Annotated in this window: 1 protein-coding gene; it reads right to left on the reverse strand. The window is 60.8% G+C overall.

Annotation, left to right across the window (positions count from 1 at the left end; translation table 11 throughout):
* Positions 1-28: 28 nt before the first annotated feature.
* Positions 29-18,808 (reverse strand): Ig-like domain-containing protein, encoded by an 18,780-nt coding sequence (locus KUE00_RS02640; protein WP_246757931.1) that lies wholly within the window; start codon positions 18,806-18,808, stop codon positions 29-31.
* Between the last annotated feature and the right edge of the window lie 395 nt (positions 18,809-19,203).

The raw sequence follows: 19,203 nt of genomic DNA on the forward strand, positions 1-19,203 counted from the left end.
CAACCGCCCTTGCGCAGGGAAACCTTTGTTACACAACGTGTACCTGGAGATTATGCTGCACCAGCACATCACCCAGCGTGTTGGTCGAGGCCAGCGCGGAGTTGTGGTAAACGTCGAAAACCTGACCGTCAACCGTACGCTGCGCCGTGGCTGCCCAGGTGCCGCCGTCGCCGTTAGCCAACGTAACCTGATCGCCCGTTACCCCTTTGATCATCAGATCGTCAGTCTGTTTGTCGGTAATATTCAGCGCCTCGTTAAGGTTAAGCTTGACGCTGTTGGTGCCGCTACTGCCAAGGTTGATGATTTCGATATGCTCTACTTTCAGGCCCAGGGTAGTGAGATCCAGCGTCATGTTATCGCCGCTGAGCACCAGCGTATCGGTGCCCGCCCCGCCGTCGATATGGGTAAAGTTCAGCGTGTTCAGCGTGACCGTGTCGTTGCCGCTGCCGCCCGTCACCGAAGCGCCCTCCTCGGTATGGCCATCCGCCAGCGTCACCACCAGGCCGCCGATGGTGTAGCTGCTGTCATCGGCGACGGCAGTAGCCGTAGTCGTATCTTCTGACGTCGTCGTGGTCGCGGTGCTGTCCGTACTGCTGGCGGTCGCGGTGGCGCTATCGGTATGGCTGGTGTCGGTGCTCGCGGCGGCTACGGCAACTTTTGCCGTGACCGTGACCGTGGCCGCCGTAGCCGTCGTTGAGTCGCTGGTATCCGTTGCGGCAACGGCGGTGGAGTCATCCGCCGCGACGGCCAGCAGCGTCGTGGCTGCCGTTGCGGTTACCGTTGAGGTAGCGCTGGAGGGCAGCACGGACCCCAGCAGCAGCGTATTGCTGGTCGACGCCGGGTTGCCTGCCGCATCCACGGCGGTCACGGTAACAATCGAATTCAGACTCAGCGCGGTTAACACCGTACCGGTGAACTTCGCGCTGTAACGACCAGTTGCGTCGGTAACAACGTTTAGCGTGGTGCCGTTCAGCGTGACGTGTAGCGTGGTGCCCGCCGCCAGGTTCAGCGTGCCGCCCGTGACGGTTAAACCAGACACTAAGACGTTAACCAGGCTGAGCACCGGATCGACGCCAATCGCCGGCAGGTTATGCGTGACTGCGGTAAAGGTATCGCTGCCGGTTGACGTGTTGCCTACGGCATCGGTGACGGTCGCGGTGATAGTGTAATTGCCGTCGGCAATGCCTTTTAAGGTAGCGGAAGGAATGGAGACGCTCCACGCGCCGCCCGTGCCCACCGTAGTGGTATAGGTATTACCCGCAATGCTGACCGTTACCGTACTGCCGACCGCATTGGTTGATGTGCCGCTGATGGTTTCTGCAATGTTGGCTTCGCTAAGGTTTAGATAGTGGTCGCCACCAAATACCGTACTGTTGGTAATGGTAATAGTGGGCAGCGAGTGGGTTTTAACCACTGCCGTATCCGTACCTGAACCCGTATTGCCTACGGCGTTGGTAACGCTCGCAGTCACGGTAGTCGTGCCATCCGCCAGCGCGGCCAGCACCGTAGCCGGAACCGATACGCTCCACGTACCGTTGGCACTGATAGTGGTAGTTAAGGTAGTCGAAGTCCCTACGCGAACGGTCAGGATCGACCCCTCGGCGTTGGTTGACGAACCAGTAATAGTTTGCGCAGACTGCGCATCCACCGCGCTTAACAAGCCATCGCCAAAGATGGAAGAGATAGTCACCGATGGCGGCGTCTGGGCGATAACGACCAGCGTTCCGGTACTGGTGGCGGTGTTGCCATAGGCGCTGTCGGTCACCGAGGCGTTGACCGTCAGCACGCCGTTAGGCAATGCGCTGAGATCGGCTTTCGGCACGTTGAGCGTCCAGCCGCCGCTGCTGTTAACCGTGGCGGTATAGGTTTTACTGTTCAGCGTTACGGTAACAATCGATCCGGTCGCGGCGTTGCGGGCCGTACCGCTGATCGTCTGCACGGTATTGATATCGTTCGCGCTGAGTACGCTATCCCCAAACACAGTGTTGACCGTCAGGGTTGGCGTGGTATGAATACCCACCTTAACGCCAGTGCTGACGCTGGCAACGTTGCCAACCGCATCGGTAACCGACACGCCAACGGTAAGGTTGCCGTCCAGCAGCGTACTCAGAATAGCTGGCGTGACCTGGGCACTATAAGCGCCGTTTGCACCCACTGTCGCCGTGACAACGGTATCGCCCAGATTAATGGTGACCGTTGACCCTTGCGCAACGTTGCTGACCGTCCCGCTAATGGTTTGCGTTGACAGCGATTCGACCAGGTTCAGCACGCCATCGCCGCCGAACACCGGGTTCAGCGTAATTGTCGGCAGCGCGTTAATGCCCACGACCGCGCCAGCGGTGGCGGAACTGGTATTGCCCGCGCTGTCCGTAACGCTGACGCCTACCGTTAAATTACCGTCTGCCAGACCTTGCAGTATTGCTGGCGTCAGCGTCACGCTAAACGCACCGTTTGCCGCGGTAGTGGTAACAAGCTGAGTCCCACCCACGGTCACTACCACGCGATCGCCCGCTTCGGCATTAGCAATGGTGCCGCTCACCGTTTGTCCAAGCGCCGCGTCCGCCACGTTCAGCAGGCCGTCGCCAAACAGTTCGGCGATATTGATTACCGGCGCGGTCAGTTTCGCCACCAGGTTACCGGTTGTGGTCGCGGTGTTGCCTGCCGCATCGGTAACGCTGGCACCCACGGTAAGGTTACCGCTGGTCAGCGTACCCAGAATGTCCGGCGTAACCGTCGCGGTAAAGGTGCCGTTTTGCCCTACGGTAGCCTGAATGGTAGAGCTGCCCAGCGTCAGGTTAATAGTCGAGCCTGCCGCTACGTTACTCACCGTACCGCTGATGGTCTGGTTAACCAGCGCATCGGCAATATTCAGGACGCCGTCGCCGAAAACAGGGTTAAGCGTGATAGTCGGCTGCGCGGTGAAGATACCAATAGTGGTTGAGGTAGAAGCCGTATTCCCCGCCGCATCGGTGACCGAAACGCCCAGCGTCTGGTTGCCGGTGGTTAACGCCGCCAGATCCAGCGCCGGAATGCTGACGCTCCAGGCACCGTTAGCCTGTAAGGTGGTCTGATAGGATTTACTGCCCAGCGTGACGGTGACGGCGGAGCCAGCCGTGCCGTTAATCGTCCCGCCGACCGTCTGCGCCACGGCGGCTTCCGCAATATTCAGCAGATTATCGCCGCCAAACAGTCCGGTGAGCGCGCTAATCGTTGGCGCTTCCAGAATCGCGGTGACCGTTTCGCCCACGGTACGCGTGTTGCCCGCCGCATCGGTCAGCGTCAGGTTTAACGTGGTGTCGCCGTCGCTCAGTAAACCAAGCAGGCTCGGCGGCACGACCAGCGCAAAGCGGCCATCCTGACCTACGTTAGCGGTGAGCGTGGTGCCACCCAGCGTCAGCGAAACCGTAGCGCCCGTGCCGGCAGAAGAAGCCAGGCCGGTGATAGTTTGCGCCACCGTAGTATCCGTCGCGTTCAGGAAGCCATCGCCGAAGACAGAATCCACCACCAGGTTTAGCGCGGCGTTGACAACTTTGTTAACCGTCAGCGTGGCGTCGGTGGCGTTACCCGCCGCATCGCTAACGCGCAGGCCGAAGACCAGCGCGCCGTCCGCCAGACTGCCAAGGACTTCTGGCGTGAGGTTAAGGCTGAAGGTGCCGTCAGCGTTAACCACGGCCGTCGCAATTGGCGAGCCGTCGCCAAGATAGAGGCCAATCGTCTGGCCTTCGGCTCCGGTCGCTGTCCCGGTCACGGTCTGGGTAGCAAGAATATCCGTGGCGTTAAGCAGATTGTCACCCAGCAGCGCGTTCACCTGAATCAACGGCGCGGCGGTATCTACCGCAAAATTGAGCGCCGCCGTGCCGGTGTTGCCCGCCGCATCGGTCAGGCTGGCGCTGATGGTCTGGCTGCTTTGGGCCAGCGCCTGCAAATCGCCCGACGCTACCGTCGTTGACCAGCTGCCGTCCGCCTGCACTACTGCGCTGTAGGTTTTGTCATTCAGCGTCAGCGTGATTGCCCTGCCCGCCTCGCTGGCAGAAGCCGTACCGCTGATGGTCTGGGTGGTCGCCGCTTCCGCACTGTTAAGCACATTGTCATCGGCAAAGGCGTTAATGGTCACCGTTGGTACAATGCGGTCAACCAGCACCTGGCTGGTGCTGTTCAGCGTGGTGCCCTGATCGGTGGTCAGCGTCGCTGTGACGGTAGCCGTGCCCTCGGCAATATTGGCCGTGGTATTCGGCACCGTCAGCGTCCAGGTGCCATCCTGACTGTTGACCGTTGCCGTGCCGGTTTGCGCCACGCCGTTGATGCTGACGGTTACCGTTCCCGCCACCGCACCGCCGGTGGTCGGCAGATTGGCGAAGCTGCCGGTCAGCGTCAGCGTCGCGCCGTCGGTACTGTTAATAATGTTGTCACCGGAAATCGGATCCAGTATCAGCAGCGGCGTGGCTGGCGGCGTCAGATCGACCGCCACGCTGGCGGTTGCCGTGCCGGTATTACCCGCCACATCCGCTACCGAGGCGGTAATCGTACCGGTATCGCCAGTGGTGCCGAGCTGCGCCAGGATTTCCGGCGTCAGGTTGACCGACCAGCTGCCGTTTGCGGCGACCACGCCGTTAACGGTGGCCGTGCCGATAGTTACCGTCACCAGCTGACCTTCCTGTGCGCCGGTAGTGGTCCCGCTCAGCGTCTGCGTGGTCAGGCTTTCCTGGTAATCCAGCGCGCCGTCGCCCGTTAATGCGGCAATAGTGATGGTCGGGATATCGGTATCCACCGTGAAGCTGCCCGCCGCCGTAGCGGTATTACCGCCCACGTCCGCCGCGACCACCGTATAGTTCTGCAAGCCCTGGCCCAGGGCAGTCAGCTGCGCCGTCGTTAGCGCCAGCGTCCAGTTGCCGTCCGTGTCTACCGCAGCAGCATAATTGTTGCCGCCCAGCGTGACCGTGACCGTCTGGCCGTCGCCCGTTAAGCCGGTTGCGCCGGTCAGCGCCGCCCCTGCCGCTACGTCAGCCGCGCTGAGATAGCTGTTGTCAAAAGGTACATCCAGCGTCGGCGTCGGTGCGGTCAGCGCCGCGGTAAAGTCAAGCGTACTGGTATTGGTGTTGCCTGCCGCGTCGATCACGGTGACGCTAACTGAATGAGTACCGTTATCCAGCGAGCTTAATGCGCCTGCCGGTAAAGCAACCGCCCAGTTACCGTTGGCGTCAACCGTACCGGTATAGACGATGCCCGCCACGTCAATTTGCAGCTGTACGCCCTGGTTAGCCCCCGTTACGCCAGTCGTACCGGTCAGCGTGATCGCCGAGCCAGCCTCCGCGATATTCAAAATATCATCGGTAAACAACGGGGATCCAATGGTTGGCTGCGGCAATGCCAGTAGCGCATTAACATCCAGCGTAGCCGTATCGGCGTTGCCCGCGCTGTCCGTCGCCGTTACCGCAAAGGTGTGCGTGCCGCTGCCCAGCGCCGTCAGCTGGGCAGAAGTGAGATCCAGCGTCCAGTTACCGTTGTCGTTTACCGTGGCCGTCAATGGCGTACCGCCGTCAATGGCTACGGTCACGGTCTGGCCAGCCGCCGTCAGTCCCGTATTACCGCTTAGCGTCTGCGTGGTTGCCGCTTCGGCCACGTTGAGCTGACCGTCGGTAAACGGCAGATCGATGGTGACCGCAGGCAGCGTATTGACCACTACCACGGCTGAATCGGTGGCCGTGGCTACGTTACCTACCGCATCCGTCACCGTTACCGTTACCGGCAAAGTACCGTCCGGCAGCGCGGTGAGTACGTCCGCGCCTAAAGGCAGCGTCCATGCTCCGGTAGCGGTATCGACCGTGGCCTGATAAGCCGTGCCGTTGATATCCACGGTGACCGTTTGCGCGCCGGTGATGCCCGTTGAGCCATCCAGCGTCTGTCCCGCCGCTGCTTCTGCCGCATTCAGGGTGCCGTCGACAAAAGGCTGCGTCAGCGTTGGCGCTGGTAGACCGGTGACGATAGCGGTATAGGTCAACGCGTTCGTTGCCGTGTTACCCGCCACATCGGCAGCGGTAACGTTAATAGTATGCTCGCCATTACCCAGCGTGGCGGCCAGGGCTGGCGTCAGCGTCGCCGTCCAGTTGCCGCTGGCGTCTACGGTGGTTGCAACCGCATTGCCATCAATGGTTAAGGTTACGGTCTGGCCAGCGCCAGTGGTGCCGGTGGTGCCGCTGATAACCTGATCGACCCCCGCCTCGGTAGCATTCAGCAAACCATCCACAAACGGAGTGGCAATAGTGACGGCTGGCAGCGTGGTCGCCAGCACTTCGACGCTGGCCTGAGCCGTGGCCGGGTTGCCTGCGGCATCCGCACTGGCAACCGTTAGCTGATAAGTGCCATCGGCCAGCGCGGCCAGAGAACCCGCCGGGACGGTGGCGCTCCAGGTGCCGTCTGCCGCCACCGTGCCGTTAAAGGTCTGGTCTCCGACAGTCACCGTTACCGCCAAGCCTTCCGCCAGGTTGGTGGCTGTACCGGTTAGCGTTTGCTCTGTGGCCGCCTCGGTGGCGTTGACCAGACCGTCGACGAACGGCGTATCCAGGGTCAGCGTTGGCAGCACGTTAACGGCAACGGTGAGGTCGGTGATATTGGTCGCCACGTTGCCGCTGGCATCCGTCACCACCACGATAAGCAGGTTGGAACCATCGCTCAGCGCCTGCAGATCGCCGCTGGCAATCGTCGTGCTCCATGCACCGTTAGCATCTGCCGTCGCCGCATAGACTTTGTTATTTAACGTGATGCTGACCGGCAGACCCGCGTCAGTGGTGCCGCTTACCACCAGGCCAGCCGCCGCATCCGCCGCGTTCAATATATTGTCGGTGCCGGAGCTTAACGTGAGGTCCAGCAGCGGCGGCGTGGTATCAACGGTAAAGTCAGAAGAGGCCGTTGCCGTGTTGCCCGCCACGTCATTGCCGCTGGCGGTAACCGTATTGGTTCCCTGTGAAAGCGCCTGTATGGCCGCTGCCGGAACCGTGGCCGTCCAGTTGCCGTCCACGTCTACGGTGCCGATATAGGTGGCACCATTCAGCGTTACCGTCACGTTATCGCCTGCCGCAATACTCTGGCTGGTGCCGGTGATCTGCACGTCGTTTTGCGCTTCATCAAGGTTAACCGTGTCGTCACTGGTCACCGGATCGATGGTAATGGTCGGCAGATCGGCGGCCTGCGCCACCACGGTAAAGTCGGCGGAAGCGCTGCCCGTATTGCCCGCCACGTCGGCTACCGCTACGGTGAGCGTTTGCGCGCCGTCCGGCAGTGCGCTGACGTCCGCAGCCGGAACCGTGGCCGTCCAGCTACCGTCCGCCTGCACCAGCGCCGTATAGGTCAGGCTGTTAAGCGTGACGGTCACGGTCTGGCCTTCGGTAACGTTGGTGGTGGTGCCGGTCAAAGTAAGATCCTGCGCCGCCTCGGCCTGGTTGATATAGCTGTCGCCGCTGACGGGATCCAGCGCGATAGTCGGCTGGCTGGCGACGCTGGCGTCAACCGTTACCGTCAGGGCCTGGGTGGTGACGTTGCCAGCCGCATCGGTCAGGCTGACGCTGACCGGGTACGCGCCGTCGGCAATCCCTTGCGTCACGCTGGATGGCAGGTTAACCGTCCAGCTACCGTCGTCCTGCACCGTCTGCTGATAGTTGACGCCGTTAAAGGTGACGGTAACCAGCTGGCCTGCTTCGCTCGCCGAAGCGGTTCCCGTGATGGCCACCGGCCCGACGCTTTCCGCCGCGTTGATAATGTTATCGCCCGCAACCGGAGCGATGGCCAGCGTCGGTGCCGTAAAGTCGACGTTAACAGAAGTAGCAATCACCCCCGTATTGCCTTGCGCATCTGCGGCGGTGACGGTCACCGTCTGGATGCCTTCACCCAGCGCCTGTAGCGTGGCCGCCGTTACCGGCAGCGTCCAGCCACCGTTAGCATCCACGGTGGCCGTGTAATCCGTGCCGCCAAGGTTAACCGTGACCGTCTGGCCTGCGCCGGTTACGCCAGTGGTACCGCTTAGCGTCTGATCGCTCTGCGATTCAGCAATGTTCAGATAGTTATCGACAAACGGTGTATTGATGGTCGGCTGCAGCGCAACGGTCACCAGGGTGACGGCCGTCGCGGCCGTACCAACGTTGCCCGCCGCATCGGTCAGGCTGACGGTCAGCGGATAAGTCCCGTCTGGCGAAGCCTGCAGCAGCCCGGCAGGCAGAGCCAGGCTCCAGTTGCCGTCGGCCGCCACGGTGGTGGTATAGTTTTGTCCGCTCAGCGTTACGGTAACGAGCTGGCCCTCTTCCGCACCGGTGCTGCCGCCGCTGACGGTAATATCGGCCGCCGCCTCGGTAGCGTTCACCACGCCGTCGCCCGCTATGGTATTAAGCGTTACCGTTGGCGCAACGGTATCTACAGTGACCGGAACTGCCAGCGTACTGGTATTGCCAGCCGCATCCGCAACCGTGACCTGTAACGTATTCGCGCCCTGCGGTAGTGCCTGAAGTTCGGCTGCCGGTACGCTGATGCTCCAGTTACCCGCCGCATCCACTATGCCGGTATAGGTTGTTGTCCCAACCACAACGGTCACGGTTTGACCGTCGCCCGTAACGCCCGTTGTACCGGTCAGCGTCTGCGCGGTCGCCGCCTCGGTGCCGTTAAGCGTGCCATCGTTAAACGGCGCGTCGGCCGTGGCCGCCGGCAAGCTGTTAACCTGTACGTTTAGCGTTGCCGTGCTGGTGGTGGTCGCGCCCGTCGCGTCGGTGACGCTGGCGGTCAACGTATTAGCGCCATCCGCCAGTCCGGCCAGGCTCGCTGCCGGAATAACCGCATTCCATGCGCCGCCGGTTCCCACGACGCCGGTAAAGGTCTGGCCGTTAAAGGTGACCGTGACCGTCGCGCCCTGCGTTACGCCAGTGGTGGTGCCGGTAACAATTAATGAATCCTGCGCTTCCGCCGCGTTCAGATAGCCGTCGGTGCTCAGCGGATCGATGCTGACGCCCGCCGCAGTGGCATCGACGGTAACCTCGTGGCTGGTGGTGATGGCGTTGCCCGCCGCATCGCTGACCGCCACGCTGAAGGTAGCCGTGCCGTCAGCCAGCGAGGCCAGCGCCGAGGATGGAATAGCAATGCGCCATGCGCCGCTGGCGAGCACGCGGGTGAAGTACGCTACGCCGTTCAGCGTCGCGGTCACCTGCTGGCCCGCTTCTACATTGGTCGTGGTGCCGCTCAGATATTGCGTGGTTTGCTGGTCAGCGCCGTTTACCGTGTCGTTGCTGGCAAAAGCGTCAACGGTAATGGTCGGCTGTCCGGCAGGGCTCGCTTTGACGGTGAGCGGGCTGTCGGTGGTAGTGGTGTTGCCCGCCGCATCGGTTGCGGTGGTGGTGACGACGTAGCTACCGTCCGCCAGATTCCCCAGATCGGCGGACGGAATGCTCAACGTCCAGTTACCGTCTGTGCCAACCGTGGTGGTGTAGTTAACATTGTTAAGCGTGACGACGATGGCGGAATTCGCTTCGCCCGTACCGCTGACAGGCAGATCGCTGGCCTGCTCAGTCGCGTTAAGGACGCTGTCTCCGGCAATATCGTTAACGCTAACGGCGGGTGCCTGCGTGTCTACGCTCAACGTCAGACTGGACGATGCAATGTTGCCTGCCGCATCGCTAACCGTAACGATAGCGACAGTGTCGCCCTGCGGCAGCGTCTGCAAGACGTTGGCCGGAACAATAACGCTCCAGTTACCGTCGCCGTCGACCGTACCGGTATAGGTGACGCCATTAATCACTACGCTGGCATTCTGGCCGTCGCCGGTGACGCCAGTGGTGCCGGTCAGCGTTTGCGCCACGGCGGCCTCGTCGGCGTTCAGCGTGCCGTCGGTAAATGGCGTATCCGTGGTCACCGCTGGCAGCGTGGTAATGGCAACGTTTAGCGTGGCATTGCTGGTTACGGCATTGCCGTCAATATCGTTCACGCTGGCGCTGACGGTTGCAGCCCCTTCAGGCAATGCCGCCAGATCCGCCGCTGGCACCGTCAGCGTCCAGCTACCGTTGGCGACCTGCGTTGTATAGTCCACGCCGTTCAGCGTGACGGTCACGGTATTGCCTTCCGGGATGTTAGAAACGGCACCGCTGACGGTCAGATCGTTCTGCGCTTCGGCGGCATTCAGATAGCCGTCATCACTGATCGTATTGATAGCGACGGAACTGATGTCCGTATTGATATCAAAGCTGCCGGTAACGCTGGCGGAATTCCCTGCCGTATCACCAACGGAAACGCTATAGGTCTGCGTGCCCGTGGACAGCTGTTCCAGCACGGATGAAGGAATGGTCACGCTCCAGGCGCCGCTGTCCTGCACGATGCCGTTATAAATCGTTCCGTTTAGCGTGACGGTGACCACCTGGCCCGCCTGAACGTTGGTCGTGGTGCCGCTAATCGTCTGGTTAACCTGCTGCTCTGCGCCATCAAGGATATTGTTGCCCGCAAAGTTGTCCAGCGTCAGCGTCGGCAACGTGTCGGCATCCGCTACCACGGTCAGCGTACTCGCGCGGGAAGTGACGTTGCCCGCCGCATCGGCCACCGCTACGGTCAGCTGATAGTCACCGTTAGTGAGTCCGGCCAGGTCGGCAGAAGGAATATCCAGCGTCCACTGGCCGTTAGCGCCAACGGTGGTGGTGTAGTCGGTGCCTTCCAGCGTGACGGTAATGGCCGCGCCATTTTCCGCCGTCCCGCTGACGGTTAGCGGCTGGGTTTGCTCCACCGCGTTTAATATTCCGTCGCCGCTAAGCGGATTGACGGTCAGCGCTGGCGCGCTCAGATCGACCGCAAGCGTGCTGGTTTGCGTGGTGATATTGCCTGCCGGGTCGCTGGCGCTGACGGCCACCGGATAGCTGCCGTTGGTTAACGCAAGGGTATCCGTGGCCGGAACGGTGACCGTCCAGCTGCCGTCGTTGGCCACGGTGGCGGTATAAACGATGCCGTTCAGCGTCACGCGCACGCTGTCGCCCGCTTCGCCCGTTCCCGTGATATCCAGCGGCTGCACCTGTTCGGCAGCGTTCAGGAAATTATCGTCGGCAATAGCGTTGACGGTTAAGGCTGGCGCGGTGGTATCCAGGGTAAGGGTATAAGGCTGGGCAAGACTGCCGCCGCTGGCTGGTGTTGCCGTCACGGTCAGCTGATAATCGCCGTCCGCCACGCCTGCCAGCGCCGTCGCCGGAATCGCCGCGCTCCATAAACCGTTGGCGGCGACGGTGGCAGGATAATCCGTGCCGTTGAAGGTTACGACGACGGCGGTAGTATCGTCCGGCACGCTGCCGGTCACGCTGAAGCCCTGCGCGGCTTCGGTAGCATTGATAAGGTCGTCGCCGGTAATCGGATTAACGATCAGCGTGGTAGCTACCGCCGTATCCAGCGTGATAGTCGTATCCTGGGTGGTGGCATTGCCCGCTGGCGATGTCGCCGTAACGGTCAGCGTATTGTCGCCTTCCGTCAGGTTTGCCAGCGTGCTGGCCGGTACGCTTACCGTCCACTGGCCACCTGCGCCAACCGTCGTCGTATAGGTATCCCCGCCCAGCGTTACCGCGATGGTGTCGCCTTCGCTGCCCGTCCCGGTAATATTTTGCGCCTGGGTCTGCTCGGCGCGATCGATGGTGTCATCGCCCGTTACCGGATCGACCGTAAAGGTCGGCACGGCGGTATCAACGGCAAGCCCTACGTTTTGCGTAGAAGTGTTGCCATAGGCATCGCTGGCGCTAACCTGTAGCGCATATGAGCCATCGGCAAGCGCCGCCAGAGCGGTAGCCGGAACGGTCACGCTCCAGCTGCCGTCCGTCGCCACCGTGGTGGTATAGGTTTCGCCATTGAGCGCAACGGTAATGCTGTCGCCTGCCGCGCCCGTTCCGCTGACGTCCAGCGGATTGCCTTGCTCATCGGCATTAATAACATTATCACCGCCCGCCAGCGGATTTAGCGTCAGCGTTGGCAGCGCCGTCGCGACGGTAATGACTGGCGCAGGCGTAATAGTCGAAGTGTTGCCCGCCACATCAGTAACGGTCACCGTAACTTCCGACTGCCCTTGCGGCAGCGCCTGTAGCTCGGCTGGCGTCAGGTTCAGCGTCCAGTTGCCGGCGCTGTTAACGGTGGCGGTATAGTCCGTGCCGCCCAGAGTCACGGTCACGGTCTGGCCATCGCCCTGTTCACCCGTAGCGCCCGATAGCGTCTGCGCTACCGCCGCTTCATCGTTAGTCAGCACGCCGTCGGTAAATGGCGTTTGCAGCGAAGGATCCGGAACGCGATCGATATAGACGTTCAGCGTATTTTCGCTGGTAACCGTGTCGCCATTTGCTGCCAGCACGCTGGCCGTGGCCGTTTGTGGCCCTTCGCCCAGCGCCTGCAATGCCGTGGCCGGAACGGTGACCGTCCAGCTACCGTTAGCGGCAACGGTGCCCGTATAGTCCTGTCCGCCAAGCGTGAAGGTGACCGTGCTGCCTTCCGCTACGTTGGCCGTGGAACCGGTTACCGTCAGGTCGGTCTGCGCTTCGGTGGCGTTCAGATAACCGTCCGTGCTAAGCGGATCGAAGGCGACGCTGCTGAGCGTATTATCAACGGTAAAGGTTTTGGTGGTGGTGGCGGCGTTACCTGCCACATCCGTGATGGTGACGCTAAGCGTTTGCGTCCCGTTTGCCAGCCCAACCAGATCTGTGGAAGGAATGGTAACCTGCCAGGCGCCGCCGCTTTGTAGCGTGGTGGTGTATTCCACGCCGTTTAGCGTGACCGTCAGCGGCTGTCCCGCCTCCGCATTCGCTACCGTCCCGGTGAGCAGCTGATCGGTCTGCTGTTCGGCACCATCAATAATGTTGTTGCTGGTAACGTTGTTGATGGTGATGGTCGGCGCGCTGGTATCTACTGTCAGCGACGTGCTGGTGGCTGTCGTATTGCCGGCCGGATCGGCAGCGGTCACGTTCAGCGTATAGTTTCCGTCTGCCAGCGCGTTAACGGCCGTATTGGGAACGGTAAGCGTCCACTGGCCGTTCGCGCCAACTACCACGTTATAGGTGGTGTCATTCAGTTCGACGTTAATCGTGTTGCCGGTTTCGCCCGTCCCGCTAATGACCAGCGGCTGGCTGGCATCGGCAGCGTTCAGGTAACCATTGGTGGCGACCGTATTTACCGTTACCGCTGGCGGCGTCAGATCGACATCCAGGGTGCGCACCAGTGAGGAAACATTGCCTACGGCATCCGTGATGCTGACCGATACGTTGTAGCTACCGTCGGTTAGCGCCAGCAGCGCTGAGGTTGGCAGGTCGATGCTCCAGGTGCCGGTGCCATCGGCCGTCGCGGTATAGGTGATGTTATTCAGCACCAGCGTGACCACGTCGCCCTCTGCGCCATTGCCGGTCAGGGTGACGCCCTGGCTCTGCTCCGCCAGATTCAGGCGATTATCATCTGCGATAGGATCCAAAGTCAGCGTTGGTGTAGAAGTATCAACGGTAAAGGTGTTGGTCAGTGAAGAAGTATTGCCTGCGGGATCGGTAGCGGTAACGGTCAGCGTGTTATCGCCCTGCGGCAGCCCCTGCAATACCGCAGTTGGCAGCTGCACTGACCAGTTGCCGTTTGCGTCAACGGTAGCGGCGTAGGTGACCCCGTTCAGTACAACGCTAACCGCCTGGCCGCTGCCGGTGATACCCGTGGTGCCGGTGAGCTGCTGATCGACCGCCGCTTCACTGCCGTTCAGCGCGCCGTCCGTAAATGGCTCATTCAGCGTGACGGTAAAATCAGGATTAACGGCGGAATCCAGGCTCTGCGTGGTGGTGACCTGATTGCCGTTCTCATCGGTTGCCGTTGCCGTTACCGTCTGGTTACCGTTGGTCAGAGTACTCAGCGCGCTGGCAGGAACGGTAACGCTCCAGCTGCCGTCGCTGTTGGCGGTAGTTTCATAATTCGTATTGTTAAAGCGCACCAGAATACGCGCGCCGAAAGAGACAAAGCGCGTGCTGCCGTGGATCACCAGCGGGCTTTGCGCTTCGGTAGCGTTAATCGCATTGTCATCGCTGATCACGCCAATAGCGATGGCGCTGAAGGTGTTATCAATAGTGAAACCGCTGGCGGCCGTGGCGGTATTTCCGGCGGTATCGGCCACGCTTACGGTAAAGGTTTGCGCGCCGTTAGCTACGCCATAATAGGCCGTGGCGGGAACCAGTATGCTATAGGTGCCGTCCGCCTGTACCGCGCCGGTATATTGCGCGCCGTTCAGCGTCATCGTCACAATTTGCCCGGCCTGCACGTTGGTCGTGGTGCCGGTAACCAGCTGGTTAAGATCCTGTTCGGCACCGTCCAGTACGCCGTCGCCGGTAAAGGCATCAACGGTGATCGTAGGCTGCGCGGACGCTGAGGCAACAACCGTTAACGGCTGCTGAGCAGAAGCGACGTTGCCTGCGCTGTCCGTCGCCTGCACGGTGACGCTGTAATTTCCGTCCGTCAGCGCGCTGACGTCGCTGGCCGGTACGCTGACGCTCCAGCTGCCGTTAGCGTCCGCCGTCCCGTTATAGGTTACGCCGTTTAGCAATACCGCCACGGCAGAGCCCGCTTCGGCCGTGCCCGTTACGTCAAGCGCGGCGGCGTGCTCTGCCGCATTGAGATAACCGTCGCCGGAAATCGGCGCAACCGCCAGGGCAGGCGCGGTGGTATCAATGATCAGCGGCGTCAGCGAGGTGGTCTGATTGCCGCCTGCGTCCGTCGCGGTTACGGTGATATCGTATTTGCCGTCGCCCAGCGTTTGCAGCGTGGATGGCGCGATATTTACGCTCCAGGCACCGTTAGCATCGGCCGCCGTCACATAAGAGACGCCGTCCAGCGCCACCTGGATAGTGCTGCCCGCTTCCGCCGTCCCGCTGACCGCCAGCGGCTGGTTTTGCGCCTGGCTATTAATCGTGCCGTTATCGCCCGGCACGGTGACGTTTAACGCAGGAGTGGCAGTGTCCACCGTAAACGGCGTAGAGCCTGATGCCGTATTGCCCAGTGAATCGGTTACCGTAACGACAATGGTGGCCGTGCCGTCCTGCAAGGATGCCAGCGCCGGAGGCAGCAGGGCCACGCTCCAGTTGCCGCTAAAAGTATCGACGGTTGCCGCGTAAGAAATGCCATCAACGGTCACCGTCACCGCCTGATCGGCAAAATTTACGCCGCTGTTGCCGGTCAGCGTTTGCGCCGTGGTGCTTTCAGCCGCGTTCAGAATGCCGTCGCCAAACGGCGAATTAACGATGATATCTGCCGGGAAAGAGGTGCGAACGGTCAGGTCGCTGCTGCTGGTGACCGCATTGTTGTCCGCGTCGGTTCCGGTTACGGCGATGGTATAGCTACCGTTGGCGATCCCCGTCAGCGCCGAGGCCGGTACGGTCACGGTCCAGGTGCCATCGGCATTGACGGATGTCGCATAGTCAACGCCGTTAAAGGTAACGGTTAGCGGCGTCGTGGCGGCCAGACCGGCGCTGCTGCCGCTGATAACCAAATCCGACTGCGCTTCGGTGGCGTTCAGCGCGTTGTCACCGCTGACCGGGGAAACGGCAAGCGTAGCGACGCTGTTATCTACCGCAACGTCAAAGGAACCGGTAGCCGTGCCGCTATTTCCCGCCGTATCGCTGACGGTTACGGTATAGCTTTGCGTACCGTTAGCCAGCGCCGACAGCGTGGCGGCGGGCAGCGTAACGCTCCAGCCGCCGCCAGATTCTACGGTGCCGCTAAAGGTAGTGCCGTCTGACAGCGTCAGCGTAATTGGCTGGCCCGCTGAAACATGAGTGACGGTGCCGGTCAGAACCTGGTCAACCGCCACTTCGGCGCCGTCAAGGCTTCCGTCGGCGGTTAAATCATTAACGGTGATAACCGGCGTGGTGGTAGCAAAAGTTACCGTGGTGTAGGTCTGGCCGATATTTCCTGCCGCGTCGGTCGCGATAACGGTAACGACGTAGGAGCCATCTGCAATGCCCGCCTGATCGTCTGCGCTTAAGGTTGCAGTCCAGTTGCCCGTGACAGGATCAACAGTGGCCGTCAGATCAACGCTATCGAAACGAACCAGCACCGAGGTGCCTGGCTGGGTGGTACCGGTGATTTCCAGCGGCTGAGTGGCCTCGCTGGCGTTAACATAGCCGTCATCGCTCAGCGTATTAACCGTAACCGTTGGCGACGCGGCATCAATAGTTACCGGCAGCGTTTGCGTATTGCTGTTGCCGTAGCTGTCGGTAGAGACCACGCTGGCGGTGTAATCGCCGTTAGGGATCTGCTGGAGATCGGAAGCGGGAATGTTGACGCTCCAGCTGCCGTCCGGATTAACGGTGGTGGTATAGGTTACGCCATTCAGCGTGACGGCAATATCCTGGCTTCCGCTGCTGACCCCGCTAACCACCAGCGGCTGAGTGATATCGCTTTGGTTCAGCGTGGTATCGGACGGCGTGATGGTGAGCGCTGGCGCTGCGGTAACGACGTTGACCGGCGTGGTGGAAGTATTGGTGTTACCGGCAGGATCGGTTACCGCTACGCTAATCTCATTGCTGCCCTGCGGCAGGTTTTGCAGCGCGTTGGCGGGAATAGAAACGGTCCAGCTACCGTCGTTGTTTACCGTTCCGGTATAGTCGACGCTGCCCAGCGTGACCACAACCGCCTGCCCGGCTCCCGTTACGCCGGTATTTCCTGACAGAGTCTGATCCGTTGTCGTTTCACTACCGCTGAGTACGCTGTCGCCAAAAGGCGTATTGATTCCGGCATCGGGTTCCGTGGTGATGACGTTAAGCGAAGCGGCAGAGCTGTTCTGAACTACGGTGCCATCTGCCAGCGTGGCGGAAGCAATGAGCAGGTTCGATCCTTGCGACAGCTGCTGGAGGTCGGCAGCCGGAACCGTGGTGCTCCAGCTCCCGTCGCTCGCTACGGTAGCGTTATAAGAACGACCACCCAGCGTTACGCGGATAACGGTTCCGGCAGTGAGGCCGGTAGAAAAGCCGGAAACGGTCAGGTCAGACTGCGCGTCCGCAATGCTCAGATAGCCGTCATCGCTCAGCTGGCTAACGCTGATGCTGCTGACGGCAGGAGATTCTACGGTAAAGTCATGGGTTGCCGTTGCCGCCGTGCCTGCCGTATCGGTCACCGTGGCGCTGATGGTCGCCGTCCCCGCTGCCAGCGCCTGCAAGGCGGTCGTTGGTACGGCTACGCTCCAGGCACCGTTAGCGTCGACGGCTGCCGTATAGGTCTGGCCGTTCAGCGTAACGGTAACGATCTGGCCTTCCTGCACGTTGGTGGTGGTACCGCTGATGGTTTGCGCCAGCTGCTGCTCTGCGCCGTCGAGCACGTCGTCACCGGCAAAAGCAGCAATGGCAAGGGTCGGTACGCCAGCCGCCGCTACCGTAAAGTCGTGGGTGGCCGTTGCTGCCGTACCCGCCGCATCGGTCACGGTGGCGGTAATGGTCGCTGTACCGGCCGCCAGCGCCTGCAATGCCGTGGCCGGCACGGCTACGCTCCAGGCGCCGTTGGCATCTACGGTAGTCGTATAGGTCTGGCCGTTCAGCGTAACGGTAACGGTTTGGCCCTGCTGCACGTTGGTGGTGGTGCCGCTGATGGCCTGGGCAAGCTGCTGTTCGCCGTTATCCAGAACGTCGTCGCCCGCGAAGGCAGCGATGGTCAGCGTTGGCACGGCAGCTGCTGCGTCAACGGTAAAGTCATGCGTGGTGGTGGCCGCGGTCCCCGCCGTATCGGTCACGGTGGCGGTAATTGTCGTCGTACCGGCCGCCAGCGCCTGCAATGCCGTGGCCGGGACGGCTACGCTCCAGGCGCCGTTAGCGTCAACGGTTGCCGTATAGGTCTGACCGTTCAGCGTAACGGTGACGGTCTGGCCCTGCTGCACGTTGGTGGTGGTGCCGCTAACGGTTTGGGCAAGCTGCTGTTCGCCATTATCCAGTACGTCATCGCCTGCAAAGGTAGCAATGGCGATGGTCGGCGTGGTCGGCGTAACCGTCCCGGCTTCCACGGTGAAGGTATCGTTGGCCGTGCTGGTGACGCCCTCGTTGTTGGTGACGCTTACGGTCAGCGTGTTACTGCCATCCGGCAAGGCGGCCAGCGCGGCGGCGGGAACGGTGATACTCCAGCTGCCGTCTGCGTTTGTCGTGGTGGTGTAGGTAACGCCGTTCAGTACGATGGTTACGGTATTGCCTGCTTCCGTCCCGGTGGTGGTCCCGTTCAGCGTCTGGGCTGAGCTTTTTTCCGCTACCGCGATCACGTTGTCGCCGGTAAAAGGATTGATGGTAATGGCTGGTGTAACCGGTGCGGTCGTATCGCTCCCGCCACCGCCACCGCCGCCACCGCCGTTAGCCAGAGCGGCAACGCCTGCCGCGCCCAGGCCCAGCGCGCCAATACCCGCCGCGGTGACAACCCCCGTAGTCGCACCGGTATCGGCCAGCAGCAGCGGATCGAGCGAGCCAAGGGATTCATACTGTGGCGTCAGAGCCATTACCGCTTGCGCATCGGTAAACTCTGTCGTTACCGGAAACAGAGCGTGTTCAGGAGGATGGACGCCATCGTCAAAAACCAGCTCGCTGTGGTCGCCATCAACATCGTCAAAGAAGAACTGCTGGTAGCGTTTTACGCTGCCGTCGCGCATATGCACAATGAGGTCGTTACCCTGGCGCTCAAACTCGGTCACCATTGCACGGGTGCCGTGGATACGTACCACGCTGGGTTGATTCAGGAGAACGGTATTATTCGAACTGCCAGCAGCGATTTGGGAAAGGACATTGCCATTATCGCGGGAAAGGATCTCCACGCTGCCGTCGGTAAGCTGAGCCATAGTAACCTCTTGTACACCAAACATTGAGTGTCCCGCGCGAAAGCATCAATAAAACTTTACTTTCGCGCGCAACGTAAATGGTCGTCATGCCTTGTGGCTGACTGATTTACCTGGTGAAAAAGGGGGACTAACGGGTCGGCGTGTTAAAAACAACCTAAAATAACGCGCTGATTAACTATTTTTTTTAACTTTTCTTTTTTTGATAGTAAGAAAAATTTAGCCGGTCGGCTTGATTAATACTTATCCAAACGATAAAAATTTTTAATCAAATCGTTTAGCCTATGCTGGCTCAGATTGTCAAAGAGAGGCAAAAATACTCGTCCGGTTTGGGTTAAAATTTTGATTTAACTTAAGGAATATTTTTACGAAAATGTAAAAATAATGAAAATATTTGG

Origin of the sequence: Erwinia phyllosphaerae (assembly GCF_019132875.1) — a bacterium.
GTDB classification, from domain to species: Bacteria; Pseudomonadota; Gammaproteobacteria; order Enterobacterales; family Enterobacteriaceae; genus Erwinia; species Erwinia phyllosphaerae.